The 24,126-nt window shown below is 62.6% G+C and carries 23 protein-coding genes and 2 pseudogenes (1 of these 25 cut by a window edge); 15 read left to right on the forward strand and 10 right to left on the reverse strand.

Annotation, left to right across the window (positions count from 1 at the left end; all coding sequences use genetic code 11):
• Positions 1–92: the beginning of a putative quinol monooxygenase gene (locus FRC96_RS05590; RefSeq protein WP_146973524.1), read on the reverse strand. The gene continues 211 nt to the left of window position 1, outside the view; only the first 92 of its 303 coding nucleotides appear in the window; the start codon lies at positions 90–92; the stop codon falls past the left edge of the window.
• 115 nt (positions 93–207) lie between these two features.
• On the opposite strand from FRC96_RS05590, the gene FRC96_RS05595 reads away from it, so the two are divergent.
• Both FRC96_RS05595 and FRC96_RS05605 read left to right on the forward strand, forming a co-directional pair.
• Positions 208–1,164: a GlxA family transcriptional regulator gene (locus tag FRC96_RS05595; protein ID WP_146973525.1), complete on the forward strand. Its 957-nt coding sequence runs from the start codon at positions 208–210 to the stop codon at positions 1,162–1,164.
• Between the two features lie 235 nt (positions 1,165–1,399).
• Positions 1,400–2,260 (forward strand): hypothetical protein, encoded by an 861-nt coding sequence (locus FRC96_RS05605; protein ID WP_146973527.1) that lies wholly within the window; start codon positions 1,400–1,402, stop codon positions 2,258–2,260.
• Positions 2,261–2,301: 41 nt separating this feature from the next.
• Here FRC96_RS05605 and FRC96_RS05610 read toward each other — a convergent pair whose 3' ends face one another.
• From FRC96_RS05610 to FRC96_RS05620, 3 genes and pseudogenes are all read right to left on the reverse strand, one after another.
• Positions 2,302–2,547: a hypothetical protein gene (locus FRC96_RS05610; protein ID WP_146973528.1), complete on the reverse strand. Its 246-nt coding sequence runs from the start codon at positions 2,545–2,547 to the stop codon at positions 2,302–2,304.
• Between the two features lie 13 nt (positions 2,548–2,560).
• A pseudogene (locus FRC96_RS22725) lies at positions 2,561–2,926 on the reverse strand (gamma-glutamylcyclotransferase family protein); the annotation flags it as partial.
• Positions 2,923–3,207 (reverse strand): gamma-glutamylcyclotransferase family protein, encoded by a 285-nt coding sequence (locus FRC96_RS05620; RefSeq protein ID WP_434006973.1) that lies wholly within the window; start codon positions 3,205–3,207, stop codon positions 2,923–2,925. The gene FRC96_RS05620 and the pseudogene FRC96_RS22725, both read right to left, overlap by 4 nt.
• Before the next feature lies 1 nt (position 3,208).
• Between FRC96_RS05620 and FRC96_RS22730 the strand changes: the two are divergent.
• The 6 genes and pseudogenes from FRC96_RS22730 to arsH all read left to right on the forward strand — a co-directional run.
• Positions 3,209–3,487, forward strand: a pseudogene (locus tag FRC96_RS22730) (arsenic resistance protein); the annotation flags it as partial.
• Positions 3,488–3,509: 22 nt separating this feature from the next.
• Entirely contained in the window at positions 3,510–3,962 is a 453-nt protein-coding gene (locus FRC96_RS05630; protein ID WP_146973530.1) for an arsenate reductase ArsC, read from the forward strand.
• Between the two features lie 378 nt (positions 3,963–4,340).
• On the forward strand, positions 4,341–4,679 hold the full coding sequence (locus tag FRC96_RS05635; protein WP_146973531.1) for an ArsR/SmtB family transcription factor: 339 nt from the start codon (positions 4,341–4,343) through the stop codon (positions 4,677–4,679).
• Positions 4,680–4,836: 157 nt separating this feature from the next.
• A complete protein-coding gene (gene arsB / locus FRC96_RS05640) occupies positions 4,837–5,856 on the forward strand; it encodes an ACR3 family arsenite efflux transporter (RefSeq protein WP_146973532.1) in 1,020 nt (339 codons plus the stop codon).
• A gap of 10 nt (positions 5,857–5,866) precedes the next feature.
• The gene (locus FRC96_RS05645) at positions 5,867–6,736 is read left to right on the forward strand and encodes a VOC family protein (RefSeq protein WP_146973533.1); all 870 of its coding nucleotides are present in this window, start codon (positions 5,867–5,869) and stop codon (positions 6,734–6,736) included.
• Positions 6,736–7,455: an arsenical resistance protein ArsH gene (gene arsH / locus FRC96_RS05650; RefSeq protein WP_146973534.1), complete on the forward strand. Its 720-nt coding sequence runs from the start codon at positions 6,736–6,738 to the stop codon at positions 7,453–7,455. Before FRC96_RS05645 ends, arsH begins: the two co-directional genes overlap by 1 nt.
• Positions 7,456–7,549: 94 nt before the next feature.
• Here arsH and FRC96_RS05655 read toward each other — a convergent pair whose 3' ends face one another.
• Positions 7,550–9,346, reverse strand: coding sequence for a hypothetical protein (locus FRC96_RS05655; RefSeq protein ID WP_230469914.1), 1,797 nt, complete (start codon positions 9,344–9,346; stop codon positions 7,550–7,552).
• Positions 9,347–9,983: 637 nt separating this feature from the next.
• Here FRC96_RS05655 and FRC96_RS05660 point away from each other — a divergent pair.
• From FRC96_RS05660 to FRC96_RS05680, 5 genes are all read left to right on the forward strand, one after another.
• Positions 9,984–10,553: a TetR/AcrR family transcriptional regulator gene (locus tag FRC96_RS05660; RefSeq protein ID WP_230469915.1), complete on the forward strand. Its 570-nt coding sequence runs from the start codon at positions 9,984–9,986 to the stop codon at positions 10,551–10,553.
• 84 nt (positions 10,554–10,637) lie between these two features.
• Positions 10,638–11,738: an SDR family oxidoreductase gene (locus FRC96_RS05665; protein WP_146973537.1), complete on the forward strand. Its 1,101-nt coding sequence runs from the start codon at positions 10,638–10,640 to the stop codon at positions 11,736–11,738.
• 213 nt (positions 11,739–11,951) lie between these two features.
• Positions 11,952–12,299, forward strand: a complete 348-nt coding sequence (locus FRC96_RS05670; protein ID WP_230469916.1) for a DUF6122 family protein — start codon at positions 11,952–11,954, stop codon at positions 12,297–12,299.
• 177 nt (positions 12,300–12,476) lie between these two features.
• On the forward strand, positions 12,477–13,058 hold the full coding sequence (locus FRC96_RS05675) for a hypothetical protein (RefSeq protein ID WP_146973539.1): 582 nt from the start codon (positions 12,477–12,479) through the stop codon (positions 13,056–13,058).
• Between the two features lie 480 nt (positions 13,059–13,538).
• On the forward strand, positions 13,539–16,505 hold the full coding sequence (locus FRC96_RS05680) for a hypothetical protein (RefSeq protein WP_146973540.1): 2,967 nt from the start codon (positions 13,539–13,541) through the stop codon (positions 16,503–16,505).
• Positions 16,506–16,735: 230 nt separating this feature from the next.
• Here FRC96_RS05680 and FRC96_RS05685 read toward each other — a convergent pair whose 3' ends face one another.
• On the reverse strand, positions 16,736–17,089 hold the full coding sequence (locus FRC96_RS05685; RefSeq protein ID WP_230469917.1) for a hypothetical protein: 354 nt from the start codon (positions 17,087–17,089) through the stop codon (positions 16,736–16,738).
• 147 nt (positions 17,090–17,236) lie between these two features.
• Here FRC96_RS05685 and FRC96_RS05690 point away from each other — a divergent pair, with 147 nt between their 5' ends.
• Positions 17,237–17,659 carry a group III truncated hemoglobin gene (locus FRC96_RS05690; RefSeq protein ID WP_146973541.1) on the forward strand — a complete coding sequence of 141 codons (423 nt, stop codon included), beginning with the start codon at positions 17,237–17,239 and terminating at the stop codon, positions 17,657–17,659.
• Complete coding sequence (locus FRC96_RS05695) at positions 17,656–18,327, forward strand: helix-turn-helix transcriptional regulator (protein WP_146973542.1); 672 nt, start codon at positions 17,656–17,658, stop codon at positions 18,325–18,327. The genes FRC96_RS05690 and FRC96_RS05695 overlap by 4 nt, the downstream gene beginning before the upstream one ends.
• 296 nt (positions 18,328–18,623) lie before the next feature.
• On the opposite strand, the gene FRC96_RS05700 is transcribed toward FRC96_RS05695, so the two are convergent.
• The 4 genes from FRC96_RS05700 to FRC96_RS05715 form a co-directional block, all read right to left on the reverse strand.
• Positions 18,624–18,935 carry a hypothetical protein gene (locus tag FRC96_RS05700; RefSeq protein ID WP_146973543.1) on the reverse strand — a complete coding sequence of 104 codons (312 nt, stop codon included), beginning with the start codon at positions 18,933–18,935 and terminating at the stop codon, positions 18,624–18,626.
• Positions 18,936–19,180: 245 nt separating this feature from the next.
• The gene (locus tag FRC96_RS05705) at positions 19,181–20,563 is read right to left on the reverse strand and encodes a Dyp-type peroxidase (RefSeq protein ID WP_146973544.1); all 1,383 of its coding nucleotides are present in this window, start codon (positions 20,561–20,563) and stop codon (positions 19,181–19,183) included.
• 21 nt (positions 20,564–20,584) lie between these two features.
• Entirely contained in the window at positions 20,585–22,684 is a 2,100-nt protein-coding gene (locus tag FRC96_RS05710; RefSeq protein WP_146973545.1) for a catalase, read from the reverse strand.
• A gap of 345 nt (positions 22,685–23,029) precedes the next feature.
• Positions 23,030–23,890: an alpha/beta fold hydrolase gene (locus FRC96_RS05715; protein ID WP_146973546.1), complete on the reverse strand. Its 861-nt coding sequence runs from the start codon at positions 23,888–23,890 to the stop codon at positions 23,030–23,032.
• Between the last annotated feature and the right edge of the window lie 236 nt (positions 23,891–24,126).

Below are 24,126 nucleotides of genomic sequence, written 5' to 3' on the forward strand. Positions count from 1 at the left end.
GCCATGGGAAGCGCGCCGGCCAGAAACGCGGCCACGTCTTCTGCACGGTCTTCCTTGGCGACAATTTTCACAACGAGGGCGTGGGTAAGCATCGGTTCTCTCCTTGGGTAGGTCGTCGCAGCCACCGTGGCTGCGACTAAGCGAAACATACGCGTTCCAACCGAAAAGACTATTGCCATAATCGACAATAAAGGTATTGTTTGCGACATGCGTATCGCGATCATGGTTCTCGACGGGATGTTCGACACCGGCCTCTCCTCAGTGCTCGACACCCTCACGATGGCAAACGAGCTCGCCCCGCTCCAGGGCAAGCGGCCGCCGTTCGTTATCGAGGTCATCTCGGTGCGAAAACGCGTTCGAACTGCACTGGGGATGGAGATTCCAACCGTACGATTTGACGCGGATCAGGGTTTCGACTGGGTGCTCGTCCCCGCCCTCGGAAGCAAGACCCCGGAGACGTTGGACGCCGCACTGAAGCGCCCGGACGTTCGGGATGCGATCGCCGCCCTGGTCAAAGCCTCAAAGCGCGGGGCCAGGCTCGCCGCCGCGTGCACGGGTACCTACGTTCTGGCCGCGACGGGCATGCTTCGCGGGCGTGCCGCAACGACTACCTGGTGGCTCTCCGCCGACTTCCGGGTGCGTTTTCCTGCGGTCACGCTCGACGAAACCAGAATGGTCGTGGAAGACGGCCACTGCCTGACCGCGGGCGCCGCGCTCGCCCATGTCGATCTCGCGCTCTACCTGGTCCGGCAGCACAGCCCGTCGTTGGCGCACCTCGTAGGCCGCTACCTTCTCGTTGACGACCGACCGTCCCAGATGTCGTACGCGCTCCTCGATCACCTCTCCCACTCCGACCCGGTGGTCGAGCGATTCGAGCGCTGGACACGCGAGAACCTCCGCGACTTCTCAATGACCGAGGCTGCGCGGGCGGTCGGCACCACCGAACGAACGCTCCAACGACGCCTTCGTAAAGTTCTCGGCCGCACGCCCATCGCCTATGTGCGGGACTTGCGGGTCGAGCAGGCGATTCACCTGCTCCGCACCACGGATCAAAGCGTGGACGAGATTGCCGAGATCGTCGGGTACCAGGAGGGGGTCACGCTCCGGACCCTGCTGCGCGACAAGACCGGTCGAGGGGTGCGTGAGCTCCGGCGCTGGACATAGCCCGACACCCTACTGATCTCGTTTCTTGCCCCGCCGAACGACCGGGATGTTCTTCGCCGCTGCTTGAGCGCGACGGCGAATCGCTTACGCGTTTTCGCCGGGATCGACCACGCGAGAAAGCTGCCGCCGCCCGGCGGGCGCGCGACGTTGGCCGTCACGCCACGGTCCACCGTGGCGATGTCGAGCCCGTCGTTGAGGAAGGTCCAGTCTGTCGATGCCATCGCCCGAATCTCCTTTGAAGAGGTTGCTCTTTCAGATCGTGGTGGCGGGGTCCCAGTCGTTCTCGAAGTCCTCGCGGGCCTGCGCCCCGGCGAGGCACCTCGAGTCCTCGCGGACCTGCGCCCCGGGGAGGCACTATGAGGGCTGGTACGGGGCGCTGGTCACGGCGCTGCGAGACGCCGGCTGGCGTATTGCCCCGGGAGACCTCAAGCCGGTCCGCGTTGCGACGCTCTTCGCGGAGGGGCGGCAGCATGAGCTCGCGTGGTCCTTCGACGCCGCGTTGGAGCGCTACATCCTGACGATGTCCAGCCCGCCGTGGCCGACCGAATCCGGGTTCAGCGGAGGAGCACGCCGCCGCCTTGTCGGGCGCAGCTGTCGGGTGGAGACGTTCACGAGGCTGCTCGCGCCCACGCCCGCCGAAGGGCTCGACGAGGACGCGATCGCGCGCCTGGTCGAGGCGCTCGACGGAGCGTCACCAAGGGCACGGGAAGACGCCCGGCCTTTTTGGGAGGCCGCGCTGTCGGCGGTTGGGAACGGCGGGGTCGAGTGGCTCTCCGAGCACAAGGCTCGGGTGGTTGTCCCTCGGGGCGAGCGGGCGCACCAGATCACCCTCTACGCCTACGAGAGCGGTGTTCGTATCGTGGGCGTCGTCGCCGCCATCGACGACCTTGGCTTCCGGACCGCGTGGGGAGGCCCCCCGAACCTGGACCGGGTCCGGGACTGGGCGTTGGACGCGACCAACGAGCTCGCCCTGGGCTACCTCGATGTGCACGAGCGCGACAGTTTGGTCTTCGGCGTCCATGTCCTGCATGGCACGTTCACCGAGGAAGCCCGACGCCGCCTCGTCGTGGAGGTCGCGTGGCGGGCCGACGTCTGAGAGGCTGCGCTAACGGGCGCCGACCGTTGATAGATCAGGGCTCACAGCCGCTCGGCGAGCCCCGCCTCCAGCATCGCCCGCACGAGCGACTTCGCCTTCTCGTCGTCGGTGTCTCCCTCGACCTGCATGTCGATCTCGTTCATGCGCCGAGCCTGATCGACCGCCCAGTCGATGTACTCCGGGAGCGTGCGGTTCTCCTGCCCGAAGGCCAGCGCGTGCATGGCCTCGGCGATCTGCTTGGCGGTGCCCTCGAGCACGCGCCCGTCTGCCATCATTCGGATCCTCATCTCCAGTTCTCCTTCGGTCTGCGTCCGTCCAGTCGACGCTGGGGATGCGGGTTCGCCCTCGGGCCTGCTCCGGCGAGAGCAGGTAGGCCAGGACCTCGTCGCCGCCCTCGAGCCGGATGGCCGTGCGCTGGTAGAAGCGCGGGTGGCCTTCGAGGCGGTCGAGCGCGGCGAGGGTGACCGGGTCGATCTCGTAGACCTCACCGACCACTGCTGTCGTCCCGCCAGCGATCATCGCCGGGAACGCGCCCAGGCTCACGAGCTCGAACGCGGCCTCGGTCCGCGCGCGAGCGACGAGGTCGTGGTGGTCGAGCAGGTAGTGGTTGGGCTCGCCGGCGCGGAGCGTGCCGTAGACGAAGACCCTCGCGCGCGTCTCCATCATCGCTCACCTCCCAGGGCCAGCGAGAGCCCGTGCTCGTCGAAGCCGTGCCGCCGGTAGGCCCGCCAGATCACGCCGAGGTACGCCTCGGTGGGCAGCGCCTGCTCGGCGTCGTCCTTCACGTAGACGTGGACCCGGCGCCGACGTGCCTCGCCGGTGTCGACCAGCAGGCGCTTGCGGCGGTAGGCGAAGGGGTGCCCCTCGCAGCGGTCGAGGCGCTCGAGGTCGTCGGCGCTCACGGCCCACACGAGCCCCGGCACCCGCCCCTCGCGGTCGCGGACCACCGTCGCCACCGCGCCGCCGCTCCTGGTTCAGAGCTACGGGATCTTTGCCATCACGTACGGCATGGCCCGGGTGCTCAGACTTCCCTTCAACGTGGCGGCACCCGCCGCGATGATCGGCACCTCCAACTTCTTCGAGCTCGCCGTCGCCGTGGCGATCAGCATCTTCGGGCTCTCCTCGGTCGCGGCGCTAGCCACGGTGGTGGGGGTGCTCATCGAGGTCCCGGTCATGCTCTCACTCGTCGCGTTTGCCAACCGCACCCGGGCGTGGTTCCCGGCCACCGCCTCCGCGTATAGGTCGCCTTATGTCTGGACTACCCTTCAAGAGCATTCTCTTTCTCTGCGTGGCCAACTCCGCGCGCTCCCAGATGGCCGAGGGGCTGGCGCGCCAGATCTTTGGCGACGACCTGCGCGTGCAGTCGGCCGGCTCGGAGCCCTCCCGGGTCAACCCCTTTGCTGTGAAGGCGATGGCGGAGCTCGGCATCGATCTTGGAAGCCATGCTTCAAAGTCGGTGGACGCCATCGATCCGGAGAGCGTTGACCTTGTGATCACGCTCTGCGCCGAGGAGGTCTGCCCGGTATTTCACAGCAACTCGCAGCGGTTGCACTGGCCGCTTCAGGACCCGGACCGCAAAGACGAAGATCTGAGCGACGAGGAGAGGTTGCAGCACTTCCGCGTCGCCCGAGAGCAGATTCGGGAGCGTCTTGAGGTGTTGGCGGCGTTGTGCGACGCGGTGCCCGGGACCAATCTTCGCTAGACCTACGATCGAGTTCGCGCCTCGGAGGTGGTGACGCCGCCGATGAACCTATCAAGGAGGAGTGCTCTGGAGGGGCTAGGCTGGCATGTCACGCGAGCGCTGCGGTGAAGATGATGACCTAAGGAAGGTACCAACGGAGGCCGTGTGAGCTTATGGAACGCGCTTCATGGAGTTCAGTGGCGGTGTCTTGCTGAACGCAACGAAGAGATTCCGCGTGGCGCTGCACTCCCTCCCCACATTCCCCCGAGTTGTCTCGACGTATTCGGCAGTCGTGCAATCGTATCACTCATTCACGGAACGTCTTCAATAGTGTGTGCGTTGACGAGTAGAGATCTATCGTTTAATTGCGATAAGGTCTAGTTCTTCAGAGAGCCCTCTATGACACGATACGCCTCAGAATGCTGCCCACCCTCCCAAACCTCCAGCGAGCCTCTGCGCGATGAAGATGCCGCAAACGCGCAGCTCGCTCGCCTGGCCAAAGCGCTGGGGCATCCGGCTCGGGTGGCGATCATCCGTCTGCTCTTACGGCGCGACGCGTGCATTTGCGGCGAGATTGTCGAGGAGCTTCCGCTGGCCCAGTCGACGGTGTCGCAGCATCTGAAGCAGCTTAAAGAAGCCGGGCTTATCCGCGGCGAAGTGGACGGGCCGCGAGTCTGTTATTGCGTCGATGAAGGAGCGATTGCGTTGCTCCGGGCATTGATTGAGGGGTTGGGCTGAGCTGCAAGGGATACCGGGTTCGGTGCCAGATCGTCATAAAGCTACGGATCGAAAATCGTAATTCGACGATGGGCGATGGTGTCGGTGAGGAAACATCCACGGTTGCATTGACGCGGTGGTAACGACCGCTCACGGTCTACAAACTACGCAGGACATCATGGGAATCTTTGAGCGTTTTTTGTCCATCTGGGTCGCGTTGGCCATCGCTGCCGGTGTGGGGCTTGGCTTGCTCTTTCCGGGAGGGTTCGAGCTGATCTCTCAATTGGAGATCTTTCGGGTGAATCTGGTCGTAGCGCTGCTCATCTGGCTGATGATCTACCCGATGATGCTTAAGGTGGAGCCCTCGTGTTTGAAGGATGTGGGCAAGAAGCCAAAGGGGTTGGCGCTAACGCTGACGGTCAACTGGCTGATCAAACCCTTTACGATGGCCGCGCTGGGCGTGCTCTTCTTCAAGGTCGTGTTCGCGGGCATGGTGCCGGCCGATGATGCCTCGCAGATCATTGCGGGCATGATTTTGCTGGGGGTTGCGCCGTGTACGGCGATGGTCTTTGTGTGGAGTCATCTCACCAATGGGGATGCCAATTACACGCTGGTGCAGGTCTCTGTGAACGACATCATCATGGTGTTTGCGTTTGCGCCGATCGCCGGGCTTTTGCTGGGCGTCACCGACATCACAGTGCCCTGGGGCACGCTCTTAATCTCGGTACTTCTCTTCATTGTGGTGCCGCTGGCGGCGGGCATTGTGACGCAGCGCGCGCTCACACGTGAGCGGGTCGAGGGGCTGGCACACCGGCTCAAACCCACTTCCATTCTGGGGTTGCTCCTGACCGTCGTGCTGCTCTTCGGCTTCCAGGCCGAGACGATCATCGCACGTCCGCTGCTGGTGGTGCTCATCGCTGTGCCGCTCCTGATTCAGAGCTACGGGATCTTCGCCATCGCTTACGGGATGGCGCGGGTGCTCAAACTTCCTTTCAACGTGGCGGCGCCGGCGGCGATGATCGGCACGTCGAACTTTTTTGAGCTCGCGGTCGCTGTGGCGATCAGCCTGTTTGGACTCACGTCTGCGGCTGCGTTGGCCACGGTGGTGGGTGTGCTGATTGAGGTGCCCGTGATGCTTTCGCTCGTCGCTTTTGCCAACCGCACCAAGCAGTGGTTTCCGGCCACGGCTTCAGCCTGAGAGCTTTTCAATGAGTGGACTTCACTTCGATAGCGTTCTCTTTCTCTGCGTCGCTAACTCCGCGCGCTCGCAAATGGCCGAGGGGCTGGCCCGCGGGATCTTTGGCGACGCGGTGCGCGTACAATCGGCGGGCTCCGCGCCATCCAGCGTGAACCCCTTTGCCGTCAAAGCGATGGCCGAGCTGGAGATTGATCTTACTGACCACAGCTCCAAGTCGGTGGACACCATCGACCCTCAGAGCGTGGATCTTGTGATCACGCTCTGCGCCGAGGAGGTCTGCCCGGTCTTTCTGTCAAATGCCGCGCGGATGCACTGGCCGCTTCAGGATCCTGACCGCAAGAACGAAGATCTGAGCGACGACGAGCGTTTGTCGCATTTCCGCACCGCCCGCGATCAGATTCGGAGGCGTCTCGAAGTTCTGGCAGCGTTGCGGGAGGTGGGGGAGGGGCTTGAGCCGCAGGAGTTTCACGCCAGTATCCGGGTTCCGGATCTCGCTGCAGGTGCGCGCTTTTACGCGTGGCTTCTGGGGGTGACACCAAAGGCCTGGACGCATCGCTACGTGACCTTTGTGAGTGAGGCCCTGCGCACGAACTTTGTGTTGCTCGTCTCCGATGGAAAAGAGCTTCATCAGGATACGCTTTACCATCTGGGCGTGGATGTGGGCTCTCGGCAGGCGGTCATCGACGCTCACCATCGCGCGCGCAACGCGGGTTGGACGATTCATAAACCTGCGCGAACCACCTGGCGCGGCACGCCCTTGCATGAGCTCTGGCTCAAAGATCCAGGGGGCAATCTCATTGAGATTTACGCGCGGCTCACCGATGCGGAGCTCGGGGAGATGCCGGCGGATCAAGAACCTCTCGTACTTGCGGAGGCGTGATGAGTTATCGTGATGGCAACCCGCCACCCCTGGCCACACCGGAGCTTTCGGAGCAGTCGATTCGCACCGATCCTCCCAAAATCCTGATGCTCTACGGGTCGCTGCGCGAGCGTTCCTACAGCCGTCTTCTGGCTGAAGAAGCCGGTCGAATCCTCACCGATCTTGGCTGTGAGGTGCGCTTCTTTGACCCGAGAGGTCTTCCCGTGAAAGCGCCCGGGTTCGAGGAGCACCCCAAAGTGCAGGAGCTTCGCGAGCTTTCGATGTGGTCGGAGGGGCAGGTGTGGTCGTGCCCGGAGATGCACGGTACGATCACCGGTGTGTTCAAAAATCAAATCGACTGGATCCCGCTCTCCATCGGTGCGGTGCGACCGACCCAGGGGCGCACGCTGGCGGTGATGCAGGTTAGCGGTGGCTCGCAGTCCTTTAATGTGGTGAACACGCTTCGCGTGCTGGGCCGCTGGATGCGGATGCTGACCATTCCCAACCAGTCTTCGGTGCCCAAGGCCTATCAGGAGTTTCATGAGGACGGGCGCATGAAAGATTCCGCATATCGCGATCGCGTCGTCGACGTGATGGAGGAACTCTACAAGTTCACGCTCCTGACGCGTGACCGCCGTGACTTTCTGGTGGACCGCTACAGCGAGCGACGCGAAGCGGCGGCGAAAGAGGCGCTTGAGGCTGAGAGTCCGAAACATCGGATTGGGAAAGATGGCCTCTGAGGCCATCGCCTTCCGAGGAGAGCTTATCAGGGTGGACCGTTGAGAGTGGAAGGCAAGGGCGCGAGCATGCGCCCCCGTAGTTTCGCTTAACCTCTCAAGGAGGCGTGCTCTGCAGGTAGCCGTTGTCACCCCAGCAGGTCACCTCTCCGGCGTTGTTGATCGCACAGGAGTGACGGTGCCCGACGCTGATCTGGGCAAAGGTTGCGGGGGCTGCGGGAGTGTCGGTGATCTGGTCATCATCATCGCGGCCCCAGCAGGTCACGGTGCCCGTGTCGTGGAGCGCACAGGTGTGGAACGTCCCCGCGCTGACCTGCACCACTGCGGCAAGCGGAGAGGGGACGTCGGACTCGCCATAGCCATTGTACCCCCAGCAACTTACCGCCCCCTGTGCGTCGACGGCGCAGGTATGGAAATCTCCGGCGTAAAGTTGCACAACGTCGCTAAGGCTGCTCGGTACCGCCAGCTGGCCTTCGTCGTTATCTCCCCAGCAGGCGACGGTGCCATCCCTTTTGAGCGCGCAGGTATGGCGGGTACCTGCGCTGACGTGCTTCACCGCCGAGAGAGAAGCGGGCACGGTGCTCTGGTCGTAGTTGTCGCGACCCCAGCACGTCACCAGGCCATCTTCATCGAGCGCACAGCTGTGGTCTCTGCCGGCGCTGACCTGCACGACCTCGTCAAGAGCTGCGGGCACATCGCATTGGCCATAGTTGTTCATTCCCCAACAGCTCACCTGACCATCTGTGTTGAGCGCGCACGTCGAGTTGTACCCGGAGTTCACCCGGGTCACCGTACCGAGGGAGCCGGGCACGGTAGTTTGACCGTAGTCATTGTTGGCGTTGGGTTGCCCCCAGCAGATCACCTGGTGGTTGTCGTTGACCATACAGGTGTGGGACGCCCCGGCGCTCACGTGCGGGCGAAAGGTTGAGGTGCACTCGCGGTCGCTCGTCGGGGTCGGCGGTGTGGACTCACTCTCGCCGGGCGAGCAGACCGTGAGAGGTGTGCATTCGCGGTCGCTGGTGGGAGTGGGGGCTGTCGACTGGTACTCGTCTGAGGTGCACACGGTGAGCGCCGTGCATTCACGGTCGCTGGTCGGCGTCGGCGGCGTTGATTCAAATTCGTTGGAGGCGCAGACACTCAGGGCGGTGCACACGCGGTCATGTGTCGCATCACCCTCATCGTCGGCGTATTGGGTGGCGGTGCATGAGGTGCGCGCGACACACTCCGTGGCAGGGTTGGCGTCGTGATCCCAGGTGTCAGCCCCGGCGCCGCAGTGCGTGATCGGGGCCTCGCCGCCGGCGCAGTATTGACCCGACGCGCAGGCGTCGCAGTCAGTGGATGAAGACGCAGATTGGACCGTTCCGGCGGGGCAGACGTCAGGCTCAAGGCACACCGTCTGGTTGGGACCCGAGGTCGACGTCCCCTCTTCGCAAGGCGCGCATTCGCGATCGCTTGTGGGGCTGCCTGCCGAGACCACAAACTCGCCAGCCACGCACACCGTCCAATCCGTGCAGGTTGCTGCATTGGTCTCGGTGCTGAATGTGCCGCTCGAACACGCGGCGCACTCACGGTCGCTCGTGGCGTTGGCCGCAACGCTTATGTACTCGCCAGGAGCACAGTCGGTGATAGGGAGGCATTCGTCATTATCACCTGCGTATTCCCCGGAATCGCATTCCGGGATGGGGAGGCACTCCGAGCCGTCATCGGCCAGGTATTCGTCGGGACCGCAGTCGAGCACATCCTCGTCGTCGACGTCGACGTCGCCACCGGCATCGGAAGTCGCGTCGTGCTCTGCGTCCAGGCCAGCATCTTCATTCTCGCAACCAGCACCGTCAGGGCAGGGGGGCGAGGTCTGTGGATCCTCGCCACAGCTCGCACCGAGGAGCGCGATCATAAGCAACGCCACCGCCATCCAGGAGCGCGTTGAGGTGGGTGACACGCATAGCGTGCGTCGACGGTTTTTAGGATATCGCGCCATGAAAGGAGGCCTGTTTCAAAAGTGTATTTGATTCGCGGCTTAGGGGGGCGCAGCACGACGCCAATCGTTTTTAGATTTAGAACATAAACCAGGCGTCGTCATGGTGCGGAGCAATCTGGAGTGCGATGCCAACGTACTCAAGCGACAAGCGTATGTCACGCTACGCGCTTCGGCTGAGGTGGGGAGAAGGTTGCGTAGCGCGTGGCGCATTGGAGCCATCGGACTGGCGAACTCGGATGTGACGCTACGCGCTTCGGCTGAGGTGGGGAGAAGGTTGCGTAGCGCGTGGCGCATTGGAGCCATCGGACTGGCGAACTCGGATGTGACGTTGTGGGACGGCCATTCCTTCCCGAGTTCACGAGCAAGCGGCAAGAGATTCGATTACCTTGCGCGGGCAGCTTGCGGGGTACCTTCGTGCCGGATGAGTGTGGGTAGGGGGACGCCGACTTCGTTGAGATGGGGAACATGTTGGTGTGAAGCGGGTTGACTTGTTATGACGACCGGTCTACTTTTTGCCCGGTCAGCTCGAACGGACGCACTTGTTGAGGCGAAGATGAGCAAAGGCGACGACACACGCGAGAAGATGATCGAGACGGCGACACGTCTTTTCCAGGCGCAGGGGTACGCCGCAACGGGGTTGAAGCAGATTCTCAGTGAGAGCGGCACACCGCGTGGCTCGATGTATTTTCATTTTCCCGACGGCAAAGAAGAGCTCGCCGAGGAGGTTGTGACCCGCCATGGCGAGGACTTCGGGATGATGTTGGAGGAGGTGCTCGATGGCGCCGGCGATGTGGTCGAGGCGGCGCAGCAGATGGTGGATGTGCTCGCCAGCCAGTGCGAGGCCACCGGCTGCCAGACCGGCTGTCCGGTGGGGGCGATCGCGTTTGAGATGGCCAACACCTCGGAGCGGCTGCGAGAGGCCGCGCGTGCGGTCTTTGAGCGCTGGAGCGGCATCCTGGCCAGGCGCCTGAGCGCGGAGGGCATGCCCGAGGACGACGCGCGCCAGCGCGCTCGCGCCGTGATCTGCGCGATCGAGGGAGGGCTTGTTCTTAGTCGGGCGTATGGCGACGCCAGCATTCTTTGTGATCTTCGGACGAGGCTTCCCGCGCTGCTTTCCGACTGATCTTCACGGCAGATACCCGATGCGCGTGGACTCACGCGTTTCACCAACGGGCCCGCTTCAGGGCCCCTTTTTAGGAGTGTAAATATGATGACCGGTCTACATTTTAGTGTCGCTCTCGTCACGGGTGCCACCGGCTTTATTGGCCGCTGGCTGATGCTGGAGCTGACCTCCAACGGAGTGGAGGTGTGTGCGCTGATTCGAAACCCCGAAGATCGTTTGCCGAAGCTGCGGGCGTGGGTCGACGCGCGTGGCGGCGATGGCAGCAAGCTGCATGCGACCCCCTTCGACTTAAGCCACCCCGACCTCGGGCTCAATGAGTCGGGGCGAGCGTGGCTGATGCGCGCGGAGGCGGTCTACCATCTGGCGGCACGGTTTGATTTTGGAATGCCGCTGGAGGTCACGCGTCGCGACAATGTGGATGCATCGGTGCGCCTGGTGGAGCTCCTTGCGTCGAGTGAGCGCCTTCAGCGTCTGGTCCACCTCAGCGGCTACCGCACCGAAGGCCGGGAGGCGCGCGAGTTGGATGTGCATGATGCCCGGGCGCTGGCGCGCTTCTACCGGGCGCATGGTCCTTATGAGGGCTCCAAGGTCGAGGCGCATTACCGCGTCGCCGAGGCTGCTGCGGCTTTTGATGTGCCGCTGACCCGCATCAGCCCTGCCGTAGTGATCGGTGATAGTCGCAGCGGTGAGACCACGCAGTATCTCGGTCTGGCGGAGACGTTGCAGCGCCTGCACGCCGGAAAACTCCCGGCGCTTCCGGGAAATCGTCACACCTGGCTCCCGGTCATCCCCGTCGACACCCTGGGGGCGTTGCTGGCCAGGGTGCCCGACGACGCCGGTTCGCTCGGAGGGCATGTGGTGGTTCTCGACGAGCACACCCCGAACTTGCGCGAGCTTGTTGCCCTTGCCGCTCGCCAGATGGGGGCCACCGCCCCGCGTTTTTCGGTGCCGGTCGGCATCTTGCGTTGTCTGCCGATGGCGCTCTCGGGCGTTCACCCGGAGGCGCTCACGTTCATCAGCGACGATCGTTATGACGCGGCGCCCGTCGCCGAACTTGCTGCCCGCGTTGGCATCACGCTGCCGGATGTCGAGACGAGTCTTACGCGCTGGATCGACTATCTGGTCACGACAGACTTCGGGCAACGCGAGCCTGATGGGGGCGCGACGACACAGGGTGCGGCGTAAACGACCGAAACCCGATGCGAGGTTAGGGCGGAGACGTTAAGCTACCGCCAGCACACAGGAGCGTGCCAGGCTCCGACGAAGCCCGGGTGGCTCAGGCCACGACCTCGCGGCCCGGGGGGAGGGCACCGCAAGTGTTGTCGGCCGGCTATCTTTCGTAGGATGCGTCTCGAGACGCTACTTCTCGCGCGATGAATGGCGCTCAGGTTGGTCGTGATGGTCGAGTATCTCCCCCTTGTTCAGTCGATGGTGCATTATAGCCTGCATCTACTCGCGCCCGGGCTTATCGCCTGGATCGTCTTTCGGAAGCAGTGGAAGAAGGCGTGGCTGATCATGCTGGCGACGATGCTCGTCGACCTCGACCACCTCTTCGCGTGGCCCGATGTGTTTGTGCCCGATCGGTGTGGGATCGGATTTCATCCGCTGCATTCGTATCCGGCGATCGCCGTGTATGCGGTGGGATGCTTCTTTCGCCCGCTGCGCATCGTCGCGGTCGGACTCCTCTTCCACATGGTCACGGATTTTCAAGATTGCGTGTGGATGCGGTGTCTGAGTTCGATGTGAGGCCGGAGGGATCTGGATGAAAGGGGGGATCGCATGCACCGGAGGGCATGTACGTCACAGCCCGCACGTGAGCTGGCGTGGGTGTATGAGGCCAGCACCGACGTTTGCTATCGTGTCATGGTGCGCCAAACACATCCGGCTGGCACGCCAGAAGAGTTCATCATGAGGAGAGCGTTTATGAGCGGCCTGCGACACATCCTGCTGATCGTTTCCCTCTTGCTCTCGCCGGGGTGTGGAGGCGCGTTCACCTCCACGATCGTGCGAACCGACGGCGCCACGTTGGAGGCGGTTCCAGGCTGCGTGACCCCGGGCGCCGACGGCATGCGTATGTTGCGTGGCACGGGTTTGGGAGATGGCATTGCGGCGAGCAACGTGGAGACGATTCGCAGCCACGCGGGGATGGAGGGCGAAGTCGAAGGGCTCGTCTCCGAGGATCGGGCGCTCAAACTTCGACTCACGACCGGCGAGTCGCTTGAGGTGCAGCGGGTGCTTCTGGCAACCGGTTTCCGGTCGGAGCGACCCGGCGGAGCGATGCTCGATGAGCTGATTACTTCGGCATCGTTACCCTGCGCGGACTGCGGCTATCCCATCGTCGATGCCTCGCTTCGCTGGCATCCAAGGGTTCATGTCTGCGGCCCCCTGGCGGAATTGGAGTTGGGGCCTGCGTCACGAAATATTGCCGGTGCTCGGCGGGCTGGCGATCGGCTCGTTTCGGTGGCGCGTGCGCAGCGTACGACGGGGCGGTGGCAGGCGTCGTGAGCCCACGAGCTATGGGCTGAGGGGGGAGTTTGCGGGTGCACACCTCAACGACGCCACCTGCCTTCCGGAAAAAGTCGCGGCACGCATTCAAACGATTCAGCTCTTGTCCTCAACATCCTCACATCGAAACACTCTCCCCGTGCCGCTGTAGAGGTTGTCTTCCAACACCAGCGTGATGGGAGGGAAGGTTCCGTGTGTGGCCGACGTGAGTGCGAAGATGCCCCTGCTTGTTGTATTCGGGATGAAAGGTAGGTACGTTGCGTTACGTTTTTTCACCTCAGGTCGCTCACGCGGCGCTTTGTTTTTTCTCCGGTGCTTCTCCGACATGTCGGAGGCCCCCTTCGTCGCAAAAGGTAGTTCATGATCTGGTCGAGTGTGTGTCGATCGTTCTGCTCGGCTCTCATCATTGCGGGTGTGTCGGCGAGCGTCATCTCAGGCTGCTCAGGTGACCCTTCAGATGCCGAAGACGTCGTCACGTCAGTGCAAACGACGCCGATCGACGGGCTGTTGCTGCTCTCCTACAATTCAGCAAGTGAGCATATCGCGCTGTTGGACCCCTCCACCGGGAAGATGTCGCCGATGTACGCGACGCGCTCGGCGGCCGGCGTCGCCATCTCGCCGGACAGCTCGCGGGTGGCTTATGTCGATGACTTCGGAATCACGATTGCGCGCGTCGTCGTCAACGGAAGTGGTCCTATGCTGGTGGAGGAAAAGAAGTTCGCGCAGACGCGAAACATCATGTCGCAATGGACTCTGCGCTGGACCCCCGATGGGCGAAGGCTCGTGTTTGATGACGGTTTCATCGATCCCGATCAGGAGATCCTCTATCCCTGCCCGGACCTTGACCCGCTGCGAGTTCGCTACGCGACGGTGGTTCCCGGCAGCCATGACGTTGTCTGTCAGACGAATTACACGCTGCGCCGCGACGACCAGATCATCGCCTCGGGGGCCTTTGGCTTTCCAACTTCCGATGGGCAGCTGCTTCAAAACGGAACCGTCGTCGCTCACGGCGCGCAGCCAGTGCCCCTACCCGAGGTTGGCGCCAGCACCGTCCCGGCATTGCCGGAGGGCTCGTTTGCGAACTTTCCGCCCGGTGTTCACGGCAAGTACATCGTTGAAGAGGCCGCAGGGTTCGTGACGCTTTATAAGGTCGAGGAGAATCTCGGTGCGCCTGCCGACGGCAGCGTGATCTCCACTGGCGTCGAAGTGTCCGGGGCGTCCAGCGGCGCATCTGAAACCTGGCCATTGGCGGAGGCGTTGATGCCCTGGTTCACCGACGGGGAGGGACGGCGCTTCACGCATCTGGGGACTTCGCCGGATGGGGAAGAGGTCTTTTACGGGATTGTCTCGTATGTCATTGAGTCCGATCTCATCACCAACGTGCTGCGGGCGACTCCCGTGGAAGGGGCGCTGGTGGGGATCCGTCGCGACGGGACCTCGCGCGGATTTCGGACCTCGACTCTGGGGCGCACGACCATCGCTGGCGGTGGCCTGCCGGATCCCGGTGAGAGGTTGAATCAGATTCCGCCGCATCTGATGCCGGGCCTGGTCATGTCGTTTGGTAATGGCGACACGCTCGTTGCCATCGATATCGACATCAACGGGCGTCCCGACTCCTGGATTGGATGGCGCGGTGGCGAGCCGTGGCTTGGCGAGCGCATTGGCATGGTGTCGCCCGATGGCCGCGACTTTGCGACGGTTGTCGACGAGGGGACGACGGTGCCGCGCAAGCTCTGCGTTTCTCGGATCTCCGAGGGCCTGCGCACGCAGTGCCTGGATGTCCCTTACGACTTCACGCACGCCCGCGTGCTCGGCATCGTGGGCGTGGGGAGCGATGCGGGTTATGCAGGCGACGCGCCGCGCATCCTGCATACCTCGCGTGCTGCGGCGTATCCCGGATCGACCGTGGAGGTCTTTGGCGTGCGCTTTGGTCAGAGCGGGGAGTTATTCATCGGGGACATGGCGGTCCCGCAGTCGGCGATCACGGAGTGGACCGATCGCCGCATTGCGTTTGTGATGGACGCGGCGATGCCCCCGGAGGGGCCGCTGATGGTTCGCACGGACGCCGGCGATAGCGCGTCTCAACGCGAGTTCTGGCTCCATCGCACCACGCAGGTGCAGACCCCCTTTGACGATGTTCCCACGGGCCGGGTCGCGCTTGGTCAGGGACTCAACGCGCTCGATCTCGGGTCGCTCACCGAGTTCGAGTTTCAGACCGAAGGTCATCGGCGCTGGGTGCTCTCGCAGGACATGCATGACGATGAAGGACATTACTATGCGTATGCTGAGGGCGCTTCGGAGACCTACCAGGACAGCGCCCGGCTGGTGAGTGGCGACTACAGTCGCGAGATGTTCTTTGAGCATGGTACGGGTTTAAGTGACGGCTCGCGCTGGCAGCCGGTGGCTCTGCAGTATCGCCAGCCCGGACAGCCGACGATCATCGCCCGCGAGCTCGGAGAGCTGCGCGCGCTCGGCCCCAACGGACGCTTTATGATTCCCCTGGACGAGCGTGTTCTGCCGGTGGAACCCTCGACTCAGGACCGCTGGTCCTTCTCGCGTCCTGTGGAAGATGGCAGCGGGATCTGGCGGGTGCGCGAAAACCGTGGTTTTCCGTCGCGTCTTCTCCTCCAGACGGGATGGAATCGGATCGAGCAGCCCCCTGAGATGCGTGCGGAGTACGCCCAGGAGGTCACGTCGTTGCCGATTGGCATGTCGGCCGTGGAGCAGGCCGGCGATGTGATGATCGCGACCGGAAGCGTCGGTGGCGTGGGCGCCTACGCGATGAGCAGCGACCGGGGCGCAACGTTTGGGGAGCCTGTCGCAGTGCCGACCGTTGCAGGGCAGTTGCGAGAGCCTATCCGGGTGCACGCTTCAAGCGGCACGTTTTTCCTGGTGTTTAGCAGCCCGGCGAATTCGGCCGGCCTTAGCGGGGTGCACGCGATCACGCTCGATGGAACGTTCATCGAGCTCGTCGGAGATCTTCCGAACGGACAGCTCGGGGGTGGGCTCGCGCCTGATATCCGACCTCTGACCTATGCGGAGCGTGAGGGTGAAGTGCTCGTCTATTTTCCGCAAACGAATGTGCTGGTTCGTTCCGACCTCTCCGGCTTCTCGCCAGCGGCCAACACGGTCTCCTGGGAGGTCGTGCCGAGCGCTGCGGCCGACGAGCAGGTGGTCAGTGTGTACTACGATGAAGATAGCCAGACCTTCTACGCGCTCCTGGACGATGGCACGGTCATGAGCGCGAGCGAGGACTGGAGCGCCTGGTCGGTCGAGGACTTCGGGTTTGATCTGGCGCTGCCGACGCAGGTTGTTCCGCGCGGTCTGGGTCGAATGAGCGATGGTCGCTGGTTGATCGAGGCGAGGCTTTTTGATGCGCGAGCCGGTGCGGCACCGCAGACTCCAAGCCCGCTGCGTCAGGAGGCGTTTCTGGTTTCTCCGCTCTGAGTCCGGCGGCGTGATGCTCGACCGTCGATGCCAGGTGCAATCGCTTGTTCACGTCAGCCTGCACCTGGCTCGCGCTCGGGATTCTCTTCCACATGCTTACGGGGGTTACGAGTTGCGTGTGAATGTCGTGCTTGACCTACATCTGATGGTCGACGACGAGCAGCGGTGTCAGGTTGGTGAGTTAGTTGTCATAATATTGATTATCGAGGGTGCGTCGTCTGGAGGGTTGCTCAGGTCGTGCCCAGGGTCAGCACAAACACGCCGTCCTCAAGCGCGTGCACGTCATGGGGGAGGTCTTTGCCCAGGGCCAGAAGGTTGCCTGCGAGAAGCTCCACCTGGCGATCGGGGAGTTGCAGGCGCAGTCTGCCGCTCAGGCAGTGGACGGTCACCGTGGCGCTGGCGTGGTGCTCAGCGATGGTGCGGTCGGCGGCCAGGGCGATAATGACCACGCGAAGATCCGGGGTGTGTACGAGGGTGCGCGCGAGCTGACCTTTGCGCTGGTAGTTTTCGTCGGAACGCAGGTCGGCGGCGAGTGTGTTGAGGTCGATGAAGTGTCCGTTTTCGGGGGAGTTCAGGCTGCTCATGGAGGCTCCTTTGCGCGATGCGTTAATAGAATCTACTTGTATAGATTAAATTCGAGACTAGTCTGGGCAAGGGGGGAGTGCATCGCTTCGTTGAGAGCCAGATCGGCTGCAGGCGTTCGTCTGAAAACCCATGTGCAGGTGTGGACCATGCTACGACCCGTTACTCCCAAAGTTGAAGAGCGCCGCGAGCGCTTTTCCATCGCCGACATCAACCTGATGGTGCACACCTTCTACGCGCAGGTGCGCGACGATGAGGAGCTGGGGCCGATCTTTGAGCGTCGCATCGACAGTTGGCCCGAACATCTGGAGCGGATGGTGCTCTTCTGGCGCGCGGTCTTGCGCTCCGAGCCCACCTTTACGATGTCGGAGCGTGGGGCGCCGCCGGTGTTGCACTGGTCGATGGAGGAGGTGGAGCGCCACCACTATCAGCGTTGGCTCTCGCTCTTCTCGGAGGTGGTTGAGGGCATCTACGAGCCTGACGACGCCGAGCAGGTGTTTGCAGCGGCCAGCCGCATCGCGGAGGCGTTCTCGCGTTATCTGCCAGCGGATGCGAACGAGGGTGAGCGATGAGCACGGAGGGGTTGAGCGATTCGCGGCGAGTCGTTCTGGATGTGTTGCGCCAGCACCGGGCCACGACGATCGACGCGCTGGTGGAGGAGACGGGGCTCTCCAAGACGGCGGTGCGGGCGCATCTGGTGCGCCTGGAGCGGGATGGTGCGGTGGAACGTACGTCGCTGGAACACGAGGGGCCGGGGCGGCCGCCAGTTGCGTTCTCGCTCACCGAGCAGGGGGCGGCCCTTTTTCCGAGCAGCGACGCGGCGATGCTCTCCGGGCTGCTCAAGTACCTGAAGGGGCAGGGCGCCGGTGAGCTCGTGGAAGGGTATTTCGCCGAGGTCTGGGCGGATCGAGCGATGGATGTCTTAGAGGAGCTTCAGGCCTCGGACTTTCGGAGCTCGCCGCTTGTCGAGAGGTTGCGGGCGTTGGAGGCGGTGCTCACGCGTAGCGACTTTATGCCGCGGATTGAGCGTGAGGTGGACGGGAGCGGCACGGAACACGTGCGCGTCTGCGAGTGCAACTGCCCCCTTCCGGCGGCGGCCCAGGCCAGCCGCGCCCCGTGCCGGCTGGAGGTGCAGTTTCTCTCGGAGGTGATCGGCGCCAGGCCCTCGTCGGTGAACATCTGCACGCGGCGACGGGAGCCCTGTGTGTTTGAGTTCAGGTTGCAGAGGCACGAGAACTAAGTGGCGTAAGTGACGACACGACGGCCATCGAAGATCCTCGGCGGCTCGGCCAGCGACTGTGGTTTTTGCGACGCATGTACAGGGGGGCGCAGAGTTGGAGTTGGGGTCTGCGTCACGAAATATTGCCGGTGCTCGACGGGCTGGCGATCGGCTCGTTTCGGTGGCGCGTGCGCAGCGTACGAGGGGTCGGTGGCAGGCGTCGTGAGCACACGAGGCATGGACCGAGGGGGAGTGGGCGCACACCTCAACGACGCCACCTGCCTTCCGGAAAAAGTCGCGGCACCCGGTCAAAAGGTTCAGCGCTCGTCCTCAACATCCTCACATCGAAACACTCTCCCCGTGCCGCTGTAGAGGTTGTCTTCCAAGACCAGCGTGTCTCGAAGCACGACGTTGGCATCGTAGTTGGTCGCAGCTTCATTGCGCAGGTAGACGTTGACGTCGTTGGGCTCACGGAACCAGTGGTTATTTGTGGTGACGTGACCCACTTCCGGGCAGTCGGGCTCGGCGTTGGTCATCAGTCGAATGGCGCTTCCTTCATCGCTGAGGACCGGTTGGGTCACGCAGGCTGCGCTGGCGCAGATGAGCGTGAGCAGAGCAATGGTTTTCATAAGGCTATTCGTGGCTGTAATCCGGGTCGGTGTGGGGGCAGGTTTGGTGATGGTATCAGTTCTATATTTCTATAACGGACGTCCCGATTCCTGGATGGGATGGCGCGGTGGTGAGCCGTGGATTGGCGAACGCATTGGTATGGTGTTTCTCGATGGCCGCGATATTGCGACGGTTGTCGACGGCGCCACACAAACTCCGTGTCTCCCGCATCACCGGGGGGCTGCGCACGCAGTGCCTCGACGTCTTATACGACTTCACGCACGCTGGCGTGCTCCGTCCGCGTTGTCGATTGGGCATTTTGGGGCAGTGTGCTGAGCATGTGAAGATCGGTACGTGAGGGCATCCAAAAATACCCTCCGCCGCGAACTTTAACGCACGAGGCCCAGGGAACCCGAATGCGGAAGGGGCGCGCCGGAATGGTGAACCTTTCGGTGACCATACTTTGGATGCCCCCGCCGGTGATGGGGTCGATCTCGTCGTGAAGGCCACGAAACTTCGGGTTGTTGAGCCAGGTTTGTTGAATGAACTCAAATTGCCGCGAGATGTCGGAGTTTAAACACGCAAAGAGCAGACCTCGCTCCTGAGATTCACATCGTCCGAGCTCGTTGGGTTCAATGCTGAGATCTGCCGGAAATGCCTGGGAGGGAGCAGCCGGCCCGTAGACGCGTCCTCGGCGAGCGATGCGATGTTGAGCAGTGTTGTTGTGATGACTGCTTTCGTCCCGGGGATTGGAGCGACGAATATGGGCACCAAGAGGGCAGCGATGGCCCAGCGGATCGTCATCAAAGGAGTCGATAGCAAGGGAGGGCGACGCTGGCGGCATCGGGCAAGGGGCTGTCGCGTTCATCGGCATTCCGTTTGGCCAACGACCGACGGCTTTGGACGCAAGCCAGATGGCGAGCGTGCTGTCTCCCCGGGCTGCATTGAGCCACATGCGCCAGAAGGCGTGCACGTTCTGCTGCAACTGGCGAATGACCAGATAGGTGCCGTTGGCGTGTGCCTGGACGCGGCCGAGATCTGGGCCGTCAGCGTTCTGTCCTCGGGCGTCGCGATAACCGAAGACGAAGTCTCCGGTCACCGCCCCGTTTGCGTCTCCCTGGCCCGGCCAGGGAAGACGATGAGAGGTGATGCCGTCGCGAAAGCCGAAATGTTCGCGTTGATCGGGAAGTGCAAGGGTGGCGATGGAGTGCTCGACAGACCATGCGGTGTCGTCTCCCAAGATGTCTTTAAGTTGGGCCTGGGCGTGGGCGATAGTAGGAGCGAAGGTCCAGATCGCGAGGTGACTCGTCGCATCACTGAATCGCCATTGCGATGGCGAGTTTTGATCGATATCGCCCAGCGCACGACTTCGAGCCGCGGCGGTCATGCCCTCGGTAAAGGGCCGGTGCAGAGGGTCTACGGGAAGGTGGGCACAGCCCAGAGCTTCAAGCCCTTTCGCGGTAAACGCCACTTGAGTGACGGCGCCTTTGGACTTCTCGGGGAGCCCGAAGCTGACGCGTTCGCTCACCTTTTGCAGTGTCGACGTCGGGTCGCCTGTGAAACGAATCAAGGTCAGCAATGAAGCCGGCAGATAGCTCAGGCCGGAGAGAATATAGGTTTGAATCTCGTCCACATCCAACTCGGTCATCGTGGTGTCCCTCACGGCGTTTTAGCGGTTTAGAAGATCCAACCATAGCTGCGCATCGTCGCGGGTCATTGACGGCTGGAAGAGGCCATCTCGCAGCGCCTTGTTGCTGAGCTTGTTCGGCATGCTCACGTTGGGATAGGCGCAGAACCACAGGAGCGGCTCAATTTGTTGAGCACGTGTAAAGCGAAGGAAGGCCGAGGCGAAGTCTGGGGTCGTTTTAAAGAGCCAGCGCGTTTTAGGGCAGCCAGCGAGGTTGGACCAGATGGGGACAACAGCGCGACTTCCCGGGCCGAGAAAATCGCCCAGATAACGTCTCCAGGTACCGTCATAGTCGCTCATAAAGAGGAGGCGTCGTCCGCCATCAAGGCTCAGAAAACGGGCGAAATGAATGGTATCGATGCCTGCCAATTCGCCGTCCACCCAGAGGTGGCGACTGCCACGCTCGGCCCCGTTGAGAATAATGCGAAGGAGCATGCGACGAAGGCGGCTCCCCTTGACCGGGGCGAGGAAGGTGAGGTTGTTCATTAAGCGATGATCTTCGCTCGCTTCCAACTGAGCCAGTCGCTCGGGGGAGAGCTCCGCAGGTTGTGCATCTGGCTCCCTGGCCTCCAGGAGTCGAATAAGCGTGAGAATCACAAGGGTGGGTAGCGCCGTGTATAGCCCCCACGGTATCAACGCGAGTCCAAGGAGGACCCGTTTTTGAAGCGGGCGGCGACCGACCCAGCGTAGAATATCCCGCGCCAGAAGACCGGAGACGGGATTGGCCAGCGAGTACACAAGGTCGAGCCCGGCCCGAGCGCGTGCCAAAAGGCTGAGTGCAGCCGAGGGGGCCTGGGGCAGTCCTTCGTAGGGGGCTGCGTCAAGAATCACTCGGAGGAGGTGTTGGCGAATCGCTTCGGGGTCCATCGAACGCAGAAGACCATCGTGGGCGCTTAACTCATCGTGGAGTCTCAGCCGCAGGCGTTGATTCTCTAAGATCTCCGAACGAGTCTGGCCGACGGCTCCGACGTAGAAGGCGTTTTCTTTGAGCGAAGTCTTCAAAAGCCACTCTCGGAGCCGATGTGGGTTCGAAGAAGGGCCACGGATGACCGCTTTTAGGACGTCGCCGAAGAGTTCGCTTGAATCAAAGATCAATTCATCGAGGTGGTCGCGAAGCTCACCGTCATAGACCGTATTGATCATGAGCATCGGCTGCGCTTCGCTGTCATCGGCGTCCAGTACGCAGAAGCGAAGGGAGTGAAGTGTCGTGATATCAGGCAGCGTCTCATACCATTGCTCGCGCGAGGAGCGCAGCAACGCCTGGACCTTCTGGTGTTTGGCGGATGAGAGGGGAATGGCAAAGGTCGCAGTGCGTGGCGTGCGAAAGCGCTTCCAGACGGCGAGTTTCGGGCGGTCCCATTGCACGGGCATTCCGAGTCCAAGTGACACGCGGGTCCGCTGGAGCAGGGCGCGCCAGGACTGAACAACGGGATAGATTCGTGCTCGCATCCAGCCAATCGACCGATAGTCGATGGGGCTCAATGGCTCGGGGAGGCTTAACGCAGGCGGGAGATGGGAGACGCGAAAGCGCAGGGACTCGGTGGTTGAGGAGGAGAGGGGCTCGGTGAGCGTGAGCCGGCCGAGATCCATCCAGGGGTGTGTCTCCGGATGCCAGGCCCGGCCGATATTATAGATGGCCTGGGTGTCCTGCGGAGCACATTCGTGGATCTGGATCTGAAGCTGGTACTCGATGCTCCCCTGCTGGGTGAGACGTTGGTGGTACTCGCGGCGCAGGTGGTCGGGGGACTTCCACTCCTGGGGGCGTCGGCGTTCGTTCCAGGGCTCCTGCCGGTCCTGTGTATCGGGCAGGCCCGATTCCTCGCCGCCGTCCAGGGGGATGACGCGAAAGCGGCACAGGCGCCGTCGGCCGTCATCGGCATGAAAATCAAATGAGAGAGCGGCGTAATAATGAAGGCGCGCGTAGCTGGAAGGCGCGCGCCGAATACCGTCATTGACGTTTTGAAAGGCCGGCGGCTGCGCGCGAATATAGGCCTTTCGTCCTCGCTGACCGAAGGCCCCACCAAGCACCCCGAGCAGAAAGTTAGGTGCGTGCCAGAATCCCTGAACGGTGCCCGTGTTCATGATCAGGTCAAAGGGGCTTTCCTGGGAGTGATGGGAGAACTTAAGAGCGATGCTCCGAAAATCTTTGGAGGCCTCGTCCGCTCGAAGCGCCGTTGCGTGCCGAATCTGCACAGGGAATGTGCGTCCGGGACGAAACCATCGGTTCGATGGAAATTGTGGAGTATCCACGATCTGGACCTGCCCTTTTGCCCCGACGCCGAGTGTGTGGGTGCCACGTCCGCCTCGCACCAGGGCACGGCCGCAGAATGCGCCGATCAGTACCCCCGTGCACAGGTGGAGGCCCGCGTGGCCAAGCCATTTTCGCGCTGTTGAGGGGGAGCTGGTTGAGTTGGGTACTACCAAGGACTACCCCGCTGCTGAGGACGGTGTTGGCTGTTTAAAGAAGGCCGACAAAAGTGCGCCCACCTCATCGGGGGCTTCCTCTTGGAGAAAGTGGCCGCAATGCTCGAAGGTGTGGAGTCGAGCCTGGGGCAGGTCTCGAAGAAGGCGTGCCGCAGTCTGGCCCATCTTTGGGAGAATGCGATCGCCGGCGCCGTGGATGATCTGCACCGGGATGTTCAGCGCTGGCAGCCAGGCAACGATGTCGGAGAAAGCGTCGGTGTCGAGGTCGTTGAGGGTTCGCATCAGGGCTTTGCGTGAGGGGCGATCGGGGTAGGGCGTGCAGACCCCATCGCAGGCGCGTTGATCGATGCATGTTTGGTTTCTGACGCCAAAGCGAAGCGTCTGCCGAAGGGACCAGGGGGTCGCCAGGAATCGACTCAGGCCGGGAGTGCGGCAGGCCAGAAGAAAGGCGCGGACCATCAGCGAGAGATCGGGGTAGAGGAGGGTGTTCAACACAGCCAGTCGCTCCAGGCGGTAGGAAGACCCCATGGCCCAATGAAGCCCAATGGGTCCTCCGATGTCATGAACGACCAGGCTAAGTGTGGGACCGATACCGACGAGATCGCAGAATTCTTCGAGGACGGAGCCGTAGAACGCCATGTCGTATGTGAGGTTCAGGGGCTTATCTGAGCCCCCAAACCCCGGCAGGTCGATGGCCACCGCGCGACAGGATACGCCGATGTAAGGCATTACGTTTCGCCAGACGAAGGACGAGGTCGGCCATCCATGGATCAAGAGTACCGGCGGCCCCTGGCCCAGCTCACGGTAGCGGATCGTCAGCCCCCTGGCGGTGACGCTCTTGAGCTCCGCGTGCGCACTCATCATAGCTCATCTCCCTCGGGTGGACGTAGAAAGGAGAGCTTAACGAGCAATTGGCGATCGCGCCAGCGGCTCGGTGCGAGGGGAGCGTTAGGCGCAAACACGTCGAGGTGGGGCGTCAGTCGTTGTAGCAGTTGTCATCGTACGGATTATCTCGCGTAAATGACGAGCGGCCTTGAGCACAACGCACCCAGGGTCTGCACGAACACTCTGTCGTTGAGCGCATACATGTCTTGGGAGAG

Source organism: Lujinxingia vulgaris (assembly GCF_007997005.1).
GTDB lineage: Bacteria > Myxococcota_A > Bradymonadia > Bradymonadales > Bradymonadaceae > Lujinxingia.